A 15,324-nucleotide genomic window follows, 5' to 3' on the forward strand; every position below is an offset into this window, starting at 1 on the left:
ATTGTTGTGTGTAATTTGTACATCGTTTTAGAAAAGCTTCCAGACCATTCTGTTTATATTGGTTTACCCAATTCAAAATGATTGTGTCACTTATACCGAGCGATCTACCCAGTTCTCGATAACTTTCATTTCCGTTCAAATAACGTAGAACGATTTGTATTTTTTCATCAGCTGTAAATTTAGCCATAGAAAAACTGCACCCCAATTGTTAGACTGTGTCTAACAATTGGGGTGCAGTTCAATTTGATCTTACTTCATATCCAATCGTTTCTTACTGTCTTCCTCACTAAATTCGTTCGGGAACCACTTCATTAACTTATGAAAACTCTTCTCTGCGATTTCATTTAAATCAAGATGCTGTGTTTACGCTAATGCCATCAGGCACCAAAGTACATCACCTAACTCTTTTTCTACCTCGTCCTCATTTAAATTGTGGCCGCCTTCTTGATATTTCTCAATAACTGAAATTACTTAATGTAGTAAAATAATAATTGGATTGGCATCCAATACCATATTGCTAATGGTTCAAATCGCAGGAAGGCACCTTAGGGTGTCTTTTTTTATAAAATTTATAAAACTATATAAACAATTACAAAAAAGTGAAATTGGGTGAGAACTCAGATATATTTGTACTGTAAGAAAAGTCTTATGTAGGTCAAGTAGAAAGAGAAACTTTGAAAGCAGTGTCTTTTCTTTATTTTCAAATGGACCTGCTCAATTGATTCTTAAAAACATAAGATAAAGTGAACCTGTTAAAACGCACATTGACCTATTATTGAGACTCCTAATTAAAGGGGGGGAAATTATGAGTTACGGCGGTTCTTGCGGTGACTTTGGTGGCGGATTTGCTTTACTGATCGTTCTATTTATCCTGTTAATCATTATAGGATGTAGTTGTTGGGGCGGCGGTGGAGGATTCGGTTACTAAGAAAAGTGGTTGAAATAGGAGGAAGGGCACCTTAGGGTGTCTTTTCTTTTGTTTGAAACACAAACTGCCAAAATATTTGTATCTTTGTTGATTTACGACTCGTATAAACCAACAAACTTCTTATATACAATTTGTTATCCTAAATGGGTTGACAATACGAACAGTTATAGGAGGAATTTGTGAATGGTAAAAACAGCTTGTTTAAGTATTATTACTGGAATTCTTTTAATATGTTCAGCAGGATGTGCCCATCAAACTGATTCCATCGCAGCTAAAACTCAATCAGTGAATGGAACATATTCAACAAAAGATATCACAGAAACATTTCCTGTAGGAACACCCATAACTACTTATATTCAAAAAGAAGAAAAACTTAACTTAAAATATCTCACTAGCATTACGCTTACAGACAGTGGCGTTGGTAGGGTTCTGGAAGCAACAGATGGTTTTGTTGTCATATGTGGAAATGAAAAAGGAGTTTTTGATGTGTTAACATTTAAAACTATGGAAGATGTAAAAAAATATGAACAAAGTTTGGCGCTATAGTTAATACCCTTCCGGCACCTCCACAAACAGTAAATCTATTCTAGATTACTTAAACAAGCCCGCCTATTTCCGTAGGTGGGCTATATCTTTATTACACAATACCAACTATACTCTCTTTTTCTAACAAACTTTATGCAATTATACATATTCACGAAAAATACACCCTATAGATATTACACGTAGTAAAATATAAAATGTGGATACATTCTATAAAGCAGATTCTTTTGAAAGATGTAACATATCAATCATTATAGAAAATATGACGTCACTCTAATCTTGATCTCAAACCGCTTGTATTTTGAATACTAACAATCTGATGTATATAGCTGATTCTGTTTTATAGGATGTGTTTACATTTATAACAAAGAGATAATACGTATAAATTTATATTAAATTAACGTGATTCAAGGCGGAGGAAGGCACCTTAAGGTGTCTTCCTTCATTTGTATAATCCGTTTGATTCTTTTAAAACTATAATAAATTATTTATGTAATAATCCTAACAAAAAAATAATATCAATAATTTTTTGTTCTTCTACGCTGGCATAAATCTTTGTACCCTTCCGTACACTCATGACAATCTTACTTATCGTTAATTTTTTTAAATGTTGTAAAACTTTATATTCTTCAATTTTTGTTGTGGCACTAAGTTGAGAAACTGTCATAACACCGTTTTTAATCAATTCACAAACAATCAATAAACGGTTTGAATTACCCAACATTTCTAAAATTTTAACACTCCCTTCATAATGAATATACCCTATATTAAAATCATTAGACATACGCTTATCCTCCTGACCTATCATAAATAATAGCTTAAAAAGATTAGATATAAGTAACATTATCCTAATAATCACTATAAAAACACAATAAATTAAAATTTAAATATTAATTTATTTATTTTCAAAGGGACCTGCGCAATTAATAATTAAAGACATAAGGTAAAGTGCATCCATTAAAATACATGGAATGACCCTTAGTTTCCCCTCTTATCAAAAGGAGGAACTATTGTTATAGGATATGGTAGTAGTTGCGGCGAAGGCTACGGGTTTGCTGAAGGATTTGCTTTATTAGTTGTATTGTTTATTTTATTAATCATAGTTGGAGTTAGCTGCTTCTGTTAAAAAACTATTAGAAAATGCACCTACATAAGGTTACCTTTTCTTTATGCATATTATTTATTATCCGATTCATCAGTTTTATTATAGACATATTTAGCGTGCCCCATTAGTGTTAGTAACAATGTCGTTTATAACTTTTTTGTTTCTTGCTGAGTTTTACCTCTAAAAAATAATATAAATTATAAATATGAAAAGTAGCACAATTGTAAATATCATTATTGATATGCCCTTTTAAGGCTCTTCTATTAAATTTTCTAATACTATGCACATTTTAACTGGACAAGCATATAGTATTGTATGGTAATCAAATAGTCATATAGTCTACCTACCTTTCTAAGAGCGCATATACAAATGCGCTTTTATTATTTCTCATCAAATCTTTATTTTCAACATACTCACATTTTGTATAAAAGAAGCGTATATTTATATAGATAAGATATAGCTTTTTATTACGCACGCACAAAAATTGTGCATATTTTTTTCGCATATATATAAATTTACGCTAAAATTGCACAGGCACTAAAAATATACATATGATATATTGCTGTCACATATTCACTTTTTGATATGAGTCTTTGTCAAAACTCGCTTTCCCGGACGATCTTTTCCAGTTTAAATATGGATTTTATGTTAAAAACATATTTACTCAAAGGGCTCATATAATTTTATAGGTGTTGTTATTAGCGTTCTGGAGTGCTCTGGTCAAGCACTCCTATTTTTATCCTTACAAAATAACTTCTTTGAAAATGTTTTCGCCCTATTATTGGCCATCCTTTTGACTCATAGTTTTGCAATGCTTCCGGAATTGTATCAGCTTCTCGTAAAGTTTCAACCAGTGTCCAGCATCTTCTATTGTTATATTCGCACCTTGACCTTGATTATGAAGTATTAAATGTGCAACATTCTCAAGTACTGATATAAAATTTGAAATCCAATTTTGTATTCTCTCTCTATCATATAATGCACGGGCATTTCAATTATAGATATCACATCTTGGATAGTTCAAAGATTGAAATCCTACTTTCCAATTTGATTTTTTGTCCGTAAGTATTTCTAAAACGGTCTTATAACCTGCTTAATCAAACGACACACTCTCTTTCCAAGCCACCAGGTCCAATTGGATATACATTACAGTTTGAATTTTTTTATCTTAAAATTTAAGATCCCAATATTTAACTATATTGTAACATTCAATATACCCAAACTACTGATTAATATGGTAGCATTTACCTGTAAGACAAAATATTAATATAGGAGGCAGATTTATTATGAACGCAAGAAAACCAAAATCATTTGTAAAACAATGTACAGGAATTGCTTTGGCAAGTATGATTGGATGTAGTGGCATTGGAGTTTTCGCAACAAATGTAAGTGCTGCCGAAAATGCTAATCCAGCTCCTATGCACCAATCCCTTCAAGTAGAAATGATGACAATTACACAGTTACAAGATGCTATTCAGCATAAAAATGATCCTTTTATTAATCAGGTAAAAATATTTATTGATAAACATAAGACAGAATCAGAATTTTTATGGGAGAAAGTGAGTACATCATTAAAAAACGACATTGTAGACCTGCTTACAGGTGACAAAAAAGATTACTCTAATAGAATCAATAAAACCCTTGTAAAACACTTTAGGGAGGTTCCTAAGTTATTAAAATTAGCAAGTCCAGAGTTTAAAAAGGAAATCATTCAACTACTAAAATACTTATAAGAATATCTATTAAGAGTCTATATCTCAATAAATGTTGATATTAGTAGTCCCATAAATATGTATTTACAAAGCAACTATTAACACATTATATTTTTATATATGAATAATATACATTTAAGAAATAGAAATTTAATTAAATGAATACAGGGGTAAATAAATCTACAATGTATTCAACTGTGGGTACAGTAAAAAATACTCCAGGCTCCCCTTTTACTCAAGGAAAAGAAGCTAATAATGTTTCCGTTATCTAATTGGATATTTCATAATCAAACAAAGAAGTAAGACAACCTAGTGCCAAATTTACTGAAATGAATTTATGGAAAATGTTAAAAGATAAAGGTGTCTTATTGTCGATTATTATGGAGATGCTAAGTAAGTTTCGTGCTGATAAAGAGAAGGGACCTAGTCAAACTAGCAATGATTCTCCAACTGATGAAACTAATACTATTGAATTAACTAATTGAACCAGATTAGATATGGTACTGTCGATTTTTAGTACGGATAGATTATATTTTAAAAGAAAAACCTTGCAGCAAGATTTGAAGTGAACCCTGAAAACGGGACACCTATCAAAACACCTAAACCACTTGTTCCCTAAATTCTTTAGGGAACAAATGGTTTAATTTTTCTTGAATTCGCACACAATTGTAGTAATGAATGTATTCTAGCACAATCTTTCGCACAGTTGTGTTGGATACTTTTGTTATCTCTTGTGAATAGAAGGCTTCACTTTTCAAATGACCAAAGAAGCTTTCCATGACGGCATTATCATGGCAATTTCCTCTCCGGGACATGCTGGTGATAATGCCATTTTCTTTGGCATATGCTTGAAATTCCTTCGCTGTATAAATACTTCCTTGATCTGAGTGAAGAAGGACATCTTTTACTTTTCGCCCTCTCATTGCTTGTTTTAATGTCTTCATTACTAATGGCAGTGCTTGGGACTCGCTGATGACATAACTAATAATTTCACGATTAAAGGCATCCATAATCGTTGATAAATACAAGGTACGCTCTCCAAATAATAGATACGTCACATCCGTAAACCACTTTTCATTTGGTGCGGATGCATCGAATTGGCGTTCCAATCGATGAGGGGCTACTACTGGCTCCGCACCACTGATATATTTCTTTTTCTTTCGACGAACTTTTGAGAGAATCTGATTTTGTCTCATGATTCGTAATACTTTTTTATGATTCACACACAGTCCCATTTTCCGAAGAGTTGCGGTCACTCTTCGATATCCATATCGTAATTTATGCCGAAGACAAACATCCTTTATTTTCTCTTCTATCTCATCTCTTAGGTCCACTGTTCGTTGTAACCAACGATAAAATGTAGACCGGGGTAATTCTAATACATTACACAATTCTTTTACCGTTAGTTTTGTTTTGAAATCGGTCCATAAAGTAACTACAGTTTCCAGGTTCAACTCCTTTCGATTTCCAGATACTTTCCCCATATCAGTAATTTTGTTTTTAACTGTTTATTTTCTAAACGTAGCTGTTCCAATTCATTTAACTCTTTTGGCCCTTTTCCATAAGAATATTGCTTTCCTACAGGTTGTTGAAAACGGTACGTTTGACCGGTACGATACCACTTCATCCATGTCTTAATTTGGGAAACATTTTTAATTCCAAACTTCTCCATAATGGTCCGATTGGAATATCCATCCTTTTTCATTTCAATCACTTTCCACTTTATTTCTTCTGGGTAATGAACTCTTGTCTTCAAACCAAAAACACCTCCATTGAATTTGCATACTTAGTATGCGAATTCAGGAGGTGTTTTTTTCATGTACCACTATTCGGGCTCACTTCAAGATGCTGCAAGGTTTTTCTTTTATTTGGATCGGGATAGCCAATAAAATTTTAGGAAACATTATTCAATTTAGGATATATCTATAATTAGATTAAATTCAAAAGATAGTTAACTTAATAATAGGTGATTTTCTTAAAAAGTATAGATTAAGTGCTTGAAACGTTACTAAATTTTGGTTCGTAAATTTGGTTGATCTGTCATAAATCTTAGTAATTTTGTGGTTTTACAATAAATAAATTTTTTAATATGCTATTCATAAGTACGGTTGGAAAATGTTTTAACATTGCAACTTTGAAATATTCCATTATACGACTGTCAGATGAAGAGAAATTCGCTGCTTTGATAGACTTTTTTTGTATTTTTTCAATTTCATATTTTAAGTAAGATTCATAGTTATAGAAAGCTTCTTTGTGAGAAGGACAATGTATTAATTCTTGAGTCAATTTGTATGCACCTAACATAGATTTTCCACCGCCAGTTCCGGACATAAAGGTCATAGCATGAGCCGCATCACCTAATAATGCTATACGTCCATCACTCCATTGTGGTAACTGGACAAGTGTCATTCGATCTTGAAAGATGAGATTTACATTATTTATATTTTCGATAACTTCGCATATCCCCCACTCAATGTCTTTACACAACTCTAATAAGAATTCTTTATTATTTTTATCATGGAACAGTTCTCGATATTTATTCTTATATATAAACATTCCCCAGATATAAGTATCATCCATCCCGCAATGAATATAGCATCCTGGTAACAGAGTCTCTAAAGTTTGATTTTGCTTCAATTTCTCAGGGATAAGAACTGGCTTTGGTATAGTAAATACGGAAAAACCTATATCAAGCTGCTTCATATATTCGTCTTTCATTAGTAAATTACGTGTAACTGAATGAATCCCATCTGCACCGATGACTAAATCAAAAGATTTTTCCCTTCCATCATGGAAGGTGACTTCTACGTTATCGCTATTTTGATGGAATGAACGAATTGTTGTATTAAAATTCACATCAATAGAATCTCGTATAGACTCATAAAGAATTTGATGCAATATAAAACGATGTATACTTATTGAACCCCCCTGTTGTATATGAAATTTTCTAAAATCAATTTTTCGCAGTTCTTGTCCCTCTGTATCAACAAATTGTCTCATTTCTACTGTGACTCCGTGTTTTTTTACCTGTTCTAATAATCCTAATTTATCTAGAACAAATATAGCATCTCCTCTTAAGCTAATTACAGATCCAATCGAACGAAATGAGTGAGCCTTTTCAACAATAGTTGGAGAAAAACCATTAGATAAAAGACAATTTGCTAAATTTCGTCCCGCAATACCACCACCAGAAATTAGTACTTTCATACCCCCTACCGATATTGGTAATCATTATCATTTATAAGTATAGTAATACAAAAAATGGTTTATCACAAGAAGGAACTGTATAATTACTGAGCTTCTTCCTTAGTTACCGTTACAATTTTCTTTCCATGAATACCTTTTGACAAATCCCATCATCTTTTATAACACGAAAAAAGGAACTAAGTAATCCAAACTCAGTTCCTTTGGTGAACTCACTTTTTACCTATTCATACAAGATAGGCTCAAATAAACTAAGGACAGGCACCTTAGTTTATTTGTATTCCTATAACTTTCTACTGTTGAAACTAATTTATAAACTTAGTACACCGACATTCTAACAACCCGAGAGATTTCCAATATGATCTTTAAAGTATTTAAAAATCCACATCGTTCATTTCCTATTATCCTTAATATATCTAAATTACGCTCCATCCAAATTCCCTTAACTAAAACTTATCATAATGTGAATTTGCCTTTATTCTTCCTTCATTCTCCAATATTATTTCTTTAAAAATTTGCTGTTTATCTTGAATTTGTTTTGAAACTTTAATAATGATAGGGATAATCTTTTCTCTTCCTCTAAAGATACAAGCCACAGATTAAATTCATCTTGTTTCTTTTTAAATATCTCTTCTGATAATTTTAAGTTACCAAGTTCATAAATAGAGCTTACAAATTCTCCATAGACTTTCTCATACATTCCTAATCACTCCTTGATAACAAACAAATTTGATAAATCAACTTTATTTAATCATCGTTCGCATTACATTCATCTGATTATCGAGTAATAAGGATGCAGCTTCTAGTTTATGATATTTATCCACATTTCCATCCTGTTTTTGTTTATTATAAAAATCAATATAGCTAATTTTACTTTCTAGATCATTTATGCGAGAATCTATATTTTTAATTCTATCACTAATGATACTATTATCTCCAAAGATTTCCTCAAATGATTTGCTCATCATTTTTCCTAATCCTTCCGAACTAAAGAAGAATTGCTTTGTAGCACCTGAATGCTCTTCCAAGGCTTTTGTTAATGTTACATCATTCACTTTCATCATCCCATCATCTGCAAATTGAATACCAAATGTGGATAAGGTATTACCACCTTGTGAAAATCTAACTACACTATTCATCTCACGATAAATATCTGCCATTACCGCATGGCCTTGTAAACTCCCCATTGGACTAGCATATTCTTCATAGAATGAAGCAATATTATTATAATCTGCAACCATTTTTTTTATTAATTTAGTTGCATCTGAAACACCAGAATTACTTACTGTAAACCTTAATTCTTTACTTTCTTTTAGTAATTCAATATCCACACTAGGAAGTGGTTTTAATGTGTTACTATCACTTGTACCTTCAATACCATTAAGGATATATTTTGCATCTTTCGCTGTGTTAATGGTATTAAGTACAAACTTTTGTGTAGTATTATTGGGTTTATCTATTTGACTAGTTTCTACTGCGGTATAAAACATTTTTTTAAATAAGTCTGATGTACCATCTTTTAATTCAATTTTATTTAATTCACCAACTTTTTTAGCATGCATAAAAATTTTATCGCCTTGTGTGTAAGCAGTTACTCCATAATCCCCCTTATTAATTAGGTGAATTAAATCTTTGTATGTCATATCACAGGTTACCTTTAATTTGTTATCACCAATTTGCAATACATCATTTACATTCACCTTTTCATCAATATTAATAGTATTAGAAACAATTTGATGATGCTCTGCAAGTTGTTTAACAATCATATGGAATGTTCCTTCAATTGCATCACGATTTGCCTTCACTTCAATATGTCCCTCTTGTGAGATTATTACTTTTTTATTTTCCCCTTTAAAAGCAGCCATTTCAGTAAGAGTTTTTAAAAAAGTATTAAATTCTGATTTTAAGTTTGTATATACTTTTTTATCTTTTAAAAGTTCATTTTTCTCATTGGTATACGCATTATTTTTAATTTCGAACTCATTTTTTTCCGCATCCCGTAATTTAGAGGTTCCCATCATATTACTAGAGGTATTCCAAACGCGTGGTCTACCCATAAAACTTGTATATTTTATTCCTAGCATTTTTCATTCATTCCTTTTCAATGTATTTTTAGGGAGACTTGTAATCAGCTATATCTCAAATCCCCCTAAAAACACACCTGAAATACTATATGAAAAATAATATTTTCTTTTCAATTTTGTCATAAATAAACGAAACAAGAGAACATAAAACCACAATATGTTCTCTTGTTTCTTTCTGAGTTCATAGGCATCCAATTAGACTAAATTTTGCATCTTTAATCGTTTGAGATAAGCCAAATAAAATAAAAATCAATATAGATATCCCTACTAAAACAACAAGTGGCACCCCTGCAAGAATTGTAATTAGCCCGTTGAAGAAAACACTAATCATGAAACTATTAAAGCTATCTATTGCTACTATAATATAAGTTTTAATTAAATATTAGCCACTTTAATCTTAAATCATATTTCTATCAGTAATAACTATTTGATAGGTTATTACTTTTCCAATTTAACGATTATGAGTAACAAAAACCTATTTTATTAAATATTTTCTTTTATATTTAGGCGATACCCTATTTTACTAACTACTTTAATTGCTTTTCCAAATCCTAAAATGTCAAACTTCTTATTAACTCTCACAATATTTTTATATAAGGTATTTCTACTCACATATCCTTCATTTCTCTGAATTGCAGATGATAATTCTTTATGTGTCACAGTGCGTGGATATTGACTAAAAAGGATTTCTGTAATAATTGTTTCATTATAAGTTAAAGTAACTCGCCTTTTTTTTAAGTGAATCTCTAACCTTTCTGGGTAGAATATTAATTCTCCTACCTTTATAAAGTGTTCTGGTGGATTTAAAACAAATTCATCATATTCACGACACAAATATCTTTTTATTTTCGCTACTATTACTCCATAAATAAAAGGTGGGATTAAACAATCATCTGCGCCTTCTTCAATCGCCTGTATTTGTACTTTCTAATTCTCCGTAACCAATAAAATCCATCAAATATAGGTAATTCTGCTCCTAAAATTACTAGATGTGGATGAAATGGATATAAATATCCCATCACTTTTTCAAAGTTATTAACAATTACTACTTCACTATTATCCTGTTCTAAATATATTTTTAATGTAGATGAAAAGTTAACATCTCCCTCAACAATCAAAATTTTATACATAGCCCATCGCTCCTAAGATATCCTTTTATCCATGTTTTTTAACAATACAATACTATTCTAACTGCATACTAGTTATATTCCTGTATGTTCTCCAAGTAACCAAATTTTTTTCTAAAACCTTTGTCCTATCTCCAATACTCATTTTGAATAAATATAAAAATATATATTGTATCGTATAATGCGGATATTAAATACCTATTTCTATTGTTTATTTTACATTAAATTTCTCTTTCACTTTTGCAGGTAGGTCCTCTTTCTGTACTTCTTCCCATGACTTTACACCTTTTTCTTCAGAGTGGTATACGAGAAGAAAAGCTTGTTTACGAAGATTTTTTTGGGCCTTAAATTCTAACTCTTTTTCCTCACCATTTTCATCAAAACCTACTAAATTATATGTAAATTCCTTCCCCATTACTTCACCCTCTATAGATTTTGCAACTCCTTCTTTTCCATCAACATTGATATGAACATAATATTTATCTGTTCCAAAACGATTTAAACTACATCCAACTAGCAAACTAGTAAATACAGCGAAAATGCTTATAAAAATAATAATTCTTTTCAATTACTTCACCTCATATTGTTTATATGTATAGGTTAAGCTCTTGCTTCTAATTAAGAAATCTAAAAACCTTACACAAACATTACAATTTTGTAATATTAAAATTTTAATATAAATTTCAAAATAAACATATAAGAATTTATTTTGAGATAATTGATGTAACTGATTTAATTAAGTATCTACTAAATATTCAAGTTATTGATTATGCTATATACCTGTTTCACCTCTTTTTAAGTTCTTTCTTTTTAAGATCGATAATCGAATAAAAAACTTCTATAATAGGAACTTTTATAATTACAGAAAAACACGGAAATCATCCTTCTTAAGAAGCCGATTTTGCAATTTCTAATATATTCTTTTTAAACCTTACAAAAATGTAATGTTTCTGTAAGGTTATTAAATTTTTATTTTAAAATAAACAAGCTACATTAAATATTGATATTTAAATAGTGAGGTGAGTAATATAAAATACTCTATTATATTAACTACCATTTTGGTGTTGTTTATCACATTGTTAGTAAGCTACAATTTAATCTTTAGCGAAAAAAAGCAGTTTTATGTTCAGATTACAAAAAATGGCGAAGAAGGTGTTAAGAAATCTATAGATGGCCTTGCTATAGGAAAGGCATATATTTATAAATTAACTGCCTTTGACAATAATGGCGAAGAAAAACAATTAAAAGTTAGGGCAAGTAAAAACTTACGTAAAAATGCATTTCTGCGTGTATACTACTCAGATGTGGAAAAAACTGTTGAATCTTGGGAGGAAGTTACGGAAGTAAAACTTCCTCTCAAAGCAAAGGAAAAGTTAGAAAGAAAATAAAAAATGTGATGAAAAATATGTATTAAAAGGGGATTTTATACATAATTAGATTAATATAATCTTAAATTCCTTTGCTAATGCACAAGGATAAAAAATCTAACCTGAACTTTATAGATATATACCCTTTTAAATAGAGGAGAAAATTAGGACTACGAAAATTTTTATACTATAAAATAAGTGTAGAGATTTCCTTCATTAAAAAAAGTGATTCTAAATTAATTTAGGATCACTTTTTATGAAATATGATTCTTTATTTGCTTAGGATCTGCTTTATTATAATAACCATGCCTTACAACTTGCCTAACATCATCTACTTCAATATCCATCATTTCTGTAATATCTACAACAATTGTATTTTGCAGAACATTGACTACAAATCCTGTTAATTGTAAACTCGGATTTTTACGATATAAAAATTGAACGTAATCTCCAATTTTTATTTTTGTTTCATGCTCCATTTCATGTCCCCCTAAATTATCGTTAAGTATTCCATAGTTTCCCCCTATTTTGCTTCTTCATACTAGTTAGTGAGTATATAAAATAAAGAATACTTAATCTTCTTTCATAGCTTCAGCTGCAGCATTGGATTTTCGAATGATTTATAACATATTTTTTAATTTGTTTCTCAATATAGAAACAGATGGTAAATCTAAGTTTTATATAGAAGTTAAGCAAGGGATGTAATATTATAAATATTAAGAAAGTCTTTGACTTTTTCTCCTTATGAAAAAGATAAGATCCTACTCTCTGATCTTATCTTTTTTATTTTGGATTTGTAATACAAAAAAGAGCATCCCTATAACAAGGATGCTGCAACAGGAAAGAACAAACATATAATAATAAAAAGAATTACTTATATTATAATTTAATAATGAAATAATTAATATTGAGAAAATTCAAAACAGGTTGAATATCTCTCTGTACTTACTTATAATTGATTAAGGGCTGGATAGTATTCTGTCATCTATTCCTTTTTAAAGAAGATTGATCTCAATCTTCTTTTTTCTATTTTTTCTCTCTTCCCCGAGAAAAAGAAAAAGATTTACCTAATAATTGTGGAAATCGCTTGTTTGTAAACCAGTTGTTGCTTACCCTGAACCATCATAAGAACCGTAAATTTATCTGTTGCAAGGATTTTTCCGCGTATGGGAACCCCACTCTTTAAAAATATGGTGCAGTCCCCCTTTTTTTCTTTTAATTGTTCATACGTATCTCCTTGTAAGTTATACATGAAAAACGCCCCCTATTTATATATTTTTTTAATATTTACTACTATATAACTATCGTAACACAATTAAATACAAATACCGCTCTTAGTACGTATTTCACAATTAAATTATTGAAAATACAGAAAACTAATCGTAGCACATATCGCCGAAGAACAAAATGAACAACATTAAACGGTTTTATTTGACTATTTACTCCTAGAATGAGTCTTAGTCAAAAGTACTCTTTTTCATTGAGACATACCTGAATATTTCTGAATAGTAAACACATACTATACACAGGCGTTAAGCTATAACTCATTTAATTGGTCCCAGAATTTCTTCTCTTCTCTTTTTTTCTGTATTGAGCAGTTAGCCCACTCTAACTGCTCTTTTCCTTTTCATTAGCTTGTCACCGAGTAAAAGTATAAACATATAATAAGTATGTGAAAGCTTTTTCACTCATATAACTCTCCCTAAAAAAGAGCACTTGTGTAAGGTGCCTTTTTTAGTACATATTACTCTTTTTCAACATTCAACATATAGAATTAATGACTTGTATTTAGTATTATATAAGTGACCTCAACGTAAACTTTACTATTAATTTTTCCTAAAAGGGCCTACCCTCGCAACAGGCCCTTTTTAAAATGATTTTTTAGAACATGTTTCGTACCTCAAATACATTACATATAATGTAATGTATTCTTTACCAGCAAGAGTAATCTCGTTTTCAGGAGCACTGAAAACGAAGTGCTTCTTTTATTCACTTTATCTGCTAAGATACATACAATAGTTATAGTCACCTCAGTATTAGCCAAAGGGCACCTTTTGGGGGGCTCTTTATTTTTTTACGGGTACTATCCTTTTTCAAGAAACTAGCCATTGTATTTAAGTTGTTCCTAATTCGCCATAATTTACATATATTAAAGTGAGTAGTCGTTACTGTAGATTCACCTTTAGAGCGTCTTCCTCTCAAGGCGCTCTACATATTTATCGTTAAATACTATGCACATTTTAACCGGACAAGCATATGTTATTGTATGGTAATCAAATAGCCATATAGTCTACCTACCTCTCTAAGAGCGCATATAAAAATGTGCTCTTATTATTTATCATCTAAACTTAATTTTAAACATACGCACATTTTGTATAAAACAAGCATATATTTACATAGACAAGACATAGCTTTTTATTATGCATGCACAAAAATTGTGCATGCTTTTTTCGCATATATAATAAAAATTTATATTGGAATTGCACACGCACTACAAATATACATACGATATATTTCTATGGCATTTTCGCTTTTTAATATGCGTTTTAGTAAAAAGTCGCTTTTCTTGGCGATCTTTTCGGTTTAAATATGGATTTTATGTTAAAAACATATTTACTCAAAGGATTCATATACTCTTACTAAATATCAATTCTACATGTAATCAGTATTTAGTAAAAATTATTATTTATATTTTTAATCTATAGATACCTTATGTCAGTCAAAAAAAACAAGGATATTAAAATAAGTTTCTTGGAAGTTTGAGATATATTTAGTATACTGATATTCGAATACATTAGGCGATGGAGTTCGCCATAACCGCTATTTAGTTAGCTAATGACTCCTACCAATGAACAAGATCACTCTTGTCTATTGGTAGGAGTCTATTTTTTTGGACAAAATATAAAAAGAGGTGAAAAAATGGCATATATTATCGTTGGGCTTTTTGGAATATTAGGCGCGCTCTCTCGCTATCAATTTGGTTTAATAATTGATAGGTATTGGCATCAATCATTCCCTTTAGCCACATTATTAATTAACTTGATTGGATGTTGTTTATTAGGATGGCTTACAACCTATATTTCCCGTTTGAAAATTCTAAGAAAAGAGATTGTTACTGGAATTGGAACAGGATTTTTAGGGGCATTCACACATGCCCATCAACTTAAAAGTGTTAACTATCCCCAAAAGTAAAAAATGCCATCCTTTCTTTATATTCGTGATAGAATATAAAGAAATTGAATGTTTTTTCTTAA

Annotated in this window: 16 protein-coding genes, 3 pseudogenes and 1 riboswitch; of the genes and pseudogenes, 7 read left to right on the forward strand and 12 right to left on the reverse strand. The window is 30.5% G+C overall.

Translation table 11 applies throughout. The features are described from left to right. Positions 1–187: transposase (locus ACS2CR_RS29880; RefSeq protein ID WP_438906126.1), on the reverse strand; the 187-nt coding region annotated here is incomplete at its 3' end. Positions 188–805: 618 nt separating this feature from the next. Here ACS2CR_RS29880 and ACS2CR_RS29885 point away from each other — a divergent pair. Together ACS2CR_RS29885 and ACS2CR_RS29890 are read left to right on the forward strand one after the other, a co-directional pair. Next, positions 806–928, forward strand: coding sequence for a YjcZ family sporulation protein (locus tag ACS2CR_RS29885; protein WP_144489937.1), 123 nt, complete (start codon positions 806–808; stop codon positions 926–928). 183 nt (positions 929–1,111) lie between these two features. Beyond that, the gene (locus ACS2CR_RS29890; protein ID WP_144489935.1) at positions 1,112–1,474 is read left to right on the forward strand and encodes a hypothetical protein; all 363 of its coding nucleotides are present in this window, start codon (positions 1,112–1,114) and stop codon (positions 1,472–1,474) included. 481 nt (positions 1,475–1,955) lie between these two features. Here the strand turns inward: ACS2CR_RS29890 and ACS2CR_RS29895 are convergent, their stop codons facing one another. Beyond that, on the reverse strand, positions 1,956–2,255 hold the full coding sequence (locus tag ACS2CR_RS29895; protein ID WP_144489933.1) for an ArsR family transcriptional regulator: 300 nt from the start codon (positions 2,253–2,255) through the stop codon (positions 1,956–1,958). A 231-nt stretch (positions 2,256–2,486) separates the two neighbouring features. Here ACS2CR_RS29895 and ACS2CR_RS29900 point away from each other — a divergent pair, with 231 nt between their 5' ends. Beyond that, positions 2,487–2,597: a YjcZ family sporulation protein gene (locus ACS2CR_RS29900; RefSeq protein ID WP_144489939.1), complete on the forward strand. Its 111-nt coding sequence runs from the start codon at positions 2,487–2,489 to the stop codon at positions 2,595–2,597. 973 nt (positions 2,598–3,570) lie between these two features. Here ACS2CR_RS29900 and ACS2CR_RS29905 read toward each other — a convergent pair. Next, positions 3,571–3,699: pseudogene (locus tag ACS2CR_RS29905) on the reverse strand (leukocidin family pore-forming toxin); the annotation flags it as partial. Between the two features lie 163 nt (positions 3,700–3,862). Here ACS2CR_RS29905 and ACS2CR_RS29910 point away from each other — a divergent pair. Together ACS2CR_RS29910 and ACS2CR_RS29915 are read left to right on the forward strand one after the other, a co-directional pair. Further along, a complete protein-coding gene (locus ACS2CR_RS29910) occupies positions 3,863–4,309 on the forward strand; it encodes a hypothetical protein (protein WP_153602902.1) in 447 nt (148 codons plus the stop codon). Positions 4,310–4,587: 278 nt separating this feature from the next. Continuing rightward, a pseudogene (locus ACS2CR_RS29915) lies at positions 4,588–4,773 on the forward strand (DUF3914 domain-containing protein); the annotation flags it as partial. Positions 4,774–4,887: 114 nt separating this feature from the next. On the opposite strand, the gene ACS2CR_RS29920 reads toward ACS2CR_RS29915, so the two are convergent. The 7 genes from ACS2CR_RS29920 to ACS2CR_RS29950 all read right to left on the reverse strand — a co-directional run bounded on the left by ACS2CR_RS29920 (position 4,888) and on the right by ACS2CR_RS29950 (position 11,271). Next, positions 4,888–6,044, reverse strand: a protein-coding gene (locus tag ACS2CR_RS29920; protein WP_153602903.1) for an IS3 family transposase whose coding sequence is annotated in 2 segments (ribosomal slippage) — positions 4,888–5,795 and positions 5,795–6,044 — 1,158 coding nt in all. Because the reading frame shifts where the segments join, the coding sequence is not laid out codon by codon here. Positions 6,045–6,337: 293 nt separating this feature from the next. After that, positions 6,338–7,495 carry an FAD-dependent monooxygenase gene (locus ACS2CR_RS29925; protein ID WP_153602904.1) on the reverse strand — a complete coding sequence of 386 codons (1,158 nt, stop codon included), beginning with the start codon at positions 7,493–7,495 and terminating at the stop codon, positions 6,338–6,340. Positions 7,496–7,991: 496 nt separating this feature from the next. Beyond that, complete coding sequence (locus tag ACS2CR_RS29930; RefSeq protein ID WP_309567831.1) at positions 7,992–8,192, reverse strand: hypothetical protein; 201 nt, start codon at positions 8,190–8,192, stop codon at positions 7,992–7,994. Between the two features lie 43 nt (positions 8,193–8,235). Further along, on the reverse strand, positions 8,236–9,576 hold the full coding sequence (locus ACS2CR_RS29935; protein ID WP_153602905.1) for a flagellar hook-associated protein 2: 1,341 nt from the start codon (positions 9,574–9,576) through the stop codon (positions 8,236–8,238). Between the two features lie 483 nt (positions 9,577–10,059). Beyond that, entirely contained in the window at positions 10,060–10,410 is a 351-nt protein-coding gene (locus ACS2CR_RS29940) for a winged helix-turn-helix domain-containing protein (protein ID WP_260857172.1), read from the reverse strand. A 47-nt stretch (positions 10,411–10,457) separates the two neighbouring features. After that, positions 10,458–10,706, reverse strand: coding sequence for a hypothetical protein (locus ACS2CR_RS29945; protein ID WP_260857171.1), 249 nt, complete (start codon positions 10,704–10,706; stop codon positions 10,458–10,460). Positions 10,707–10,914: 208 nt separating this feature from the next. Further along, entirely contained in the window at positions 10,915–11,271 is a 357-nt protein-coding gene (locus ACS2CR_RS29950) for a YxeA family protein (RefSeq protein ID WP_153602906.1), read from the reverse strand. A 451-nt stretch (positions 11,272–11,722) separates the two neighbouring features. Here ACS2CR_RS29950 and ACS2CR_RS29955 point away from each other — a divergent pair, with 451 nt between their 5' ends. Beyond that, on the forward strand, positions 11,723–12,091 hold the full coding sequence (locus ACS2CR_RS29955; protein WP_309567832.1) for a YxeA family protein: 369 nt from the start codon (positions 11,723–11,725) through the stop codon (positions 12,089–12,091). A gap of 233 nt (positions 12,092–12,324) precedes the next feature. Here the strand turns inward: ACS2CR_RS29955 and ACS2CR_RS29960 are convergent, their stop codons facing one another. Both ACS2CR_RS29960 and hfq read right to left on the reverse strand, forming a co-directional pair. Further along, positions 12,325–12,549 (reverse strand): DUF2187 family protein, encoded by a 225-nt coding sequence (locus ACS2CR_RS29960; protein WP_144489446.1) that lies wholly within the window; start codon positions 12,547–12,549, stop codon positions 12,325–12,327. Between the two features lie 584 nt (positions 12,550–13,133). Next, positions 13,134–13,322, reverse strand: coding sequence for an RNA chaperone Hfq (gene hfq, locus ACS2CR_RS29965; protein WP_144489445.1), 189 nt, complete (start codon positions 13,320–13,322; stop codon positions 13,134–13,136). A gap of 1,536 nt (positions 13,323–14,858) precedes the next feature. Then, positions 14,859–14,922: riboswitch (Fluoride riboswitch) on the forward strand. A gap of 67 nt (positions 14,923–14,989) precedes the next feature. On the opposite strand from hfq, the pseudogene ACS2CR_RS29970 reads away from it, so the two are divergent. Next, a pseudogene (locus ACS2CR_RS29970) lies at positions 14,990–15,220 on the forward strand (CrcB family protein); the annotation flags it as partial. Positions 15,221–15,324: the final 104 nt, after the last annotated feature.

The organism is Bacillus cereus group sp. BceL291 (genome assembly GCF_051776705.1).
Taxonomy (GTDB): Bacteria; Bacillota; Bacilli; order Bacillales; family Bacillaceae_G; genus Bacillus_A; species Bacillus_A cereus.

Bases quoted from the DNA above. Each gene is read 5' to 3' on its own strand.
- ACS2CR_RS29895 (WP_144489933.1), bottom strand. From the start codon at position 2,255: ATGTCTAATGATTTTAATATAGGGTATATTCATTATGAAGGGAGTGTT.
- ACS2CR_RS29945 (WP_260857171.1), bottom strand. From the start codon at position 10,706: ATGTATAAAATTTTGATTGTTGAGGGAGATGTTAACTTTTCATCTACA.
- ACS2CR_RS29890 (WP_144489935.1), top strand. From the start codon at position 1,112: ATGGTAAAAACAGCTTGTTTAAGTATTATTACTGGAATTCTTTTAATA.
- hfq (WP_144489445.1), bottom strand. From the start codon at position 13,322: ATGTATAACTTACAAGGAGATACGTATGAACAATTAAAAGAAAAAAAG.
- ACS2CR_RS29960 (WP_144489446.1), bottom strand. From the start codon at position 12,549: ATGGAGCATGAAACAAAAATAAAAATTGGAGATTACGTTCAATTTTTA.
- ACS2CR_RS29885 (WP_144489937.1), top strand. From the start codon at position 806: ATGAGTTACGGCGGTTCTTGCGGTGACTTTGGTGGCGGATTTGCTTTA.
- ACS2CR_RS29935 (WP_153602905.1), bottom strand. From the start codon at position 9,576: ATGCTAGGAATAAAATATACAAGTTTTATGGGTAGACCACGCGTTTGG.
- ACS2CR_RS29925 (WP_153602904.1), bottom strand. From the start codon at position 7,495: ATGAAAGTACTAATTTCTGGTGGTGGTATTGCGGGACGAAATTTAGCA.
- ACS2CR_RS29910 (WP_153602902.1), top strand. From the start codon at position 3,863: ATGAACGCAAGAAAACCAAAATCATTTGTAAAACAATGTACAGGAATT.
- ACS2CR_RS29930 (WP_309567831.1), bottom strand. From the start codon at position 8,192: ATGTATGAGAAAGTCTATGGAGAATTTGTAAGCTCTATTTATGAACTT.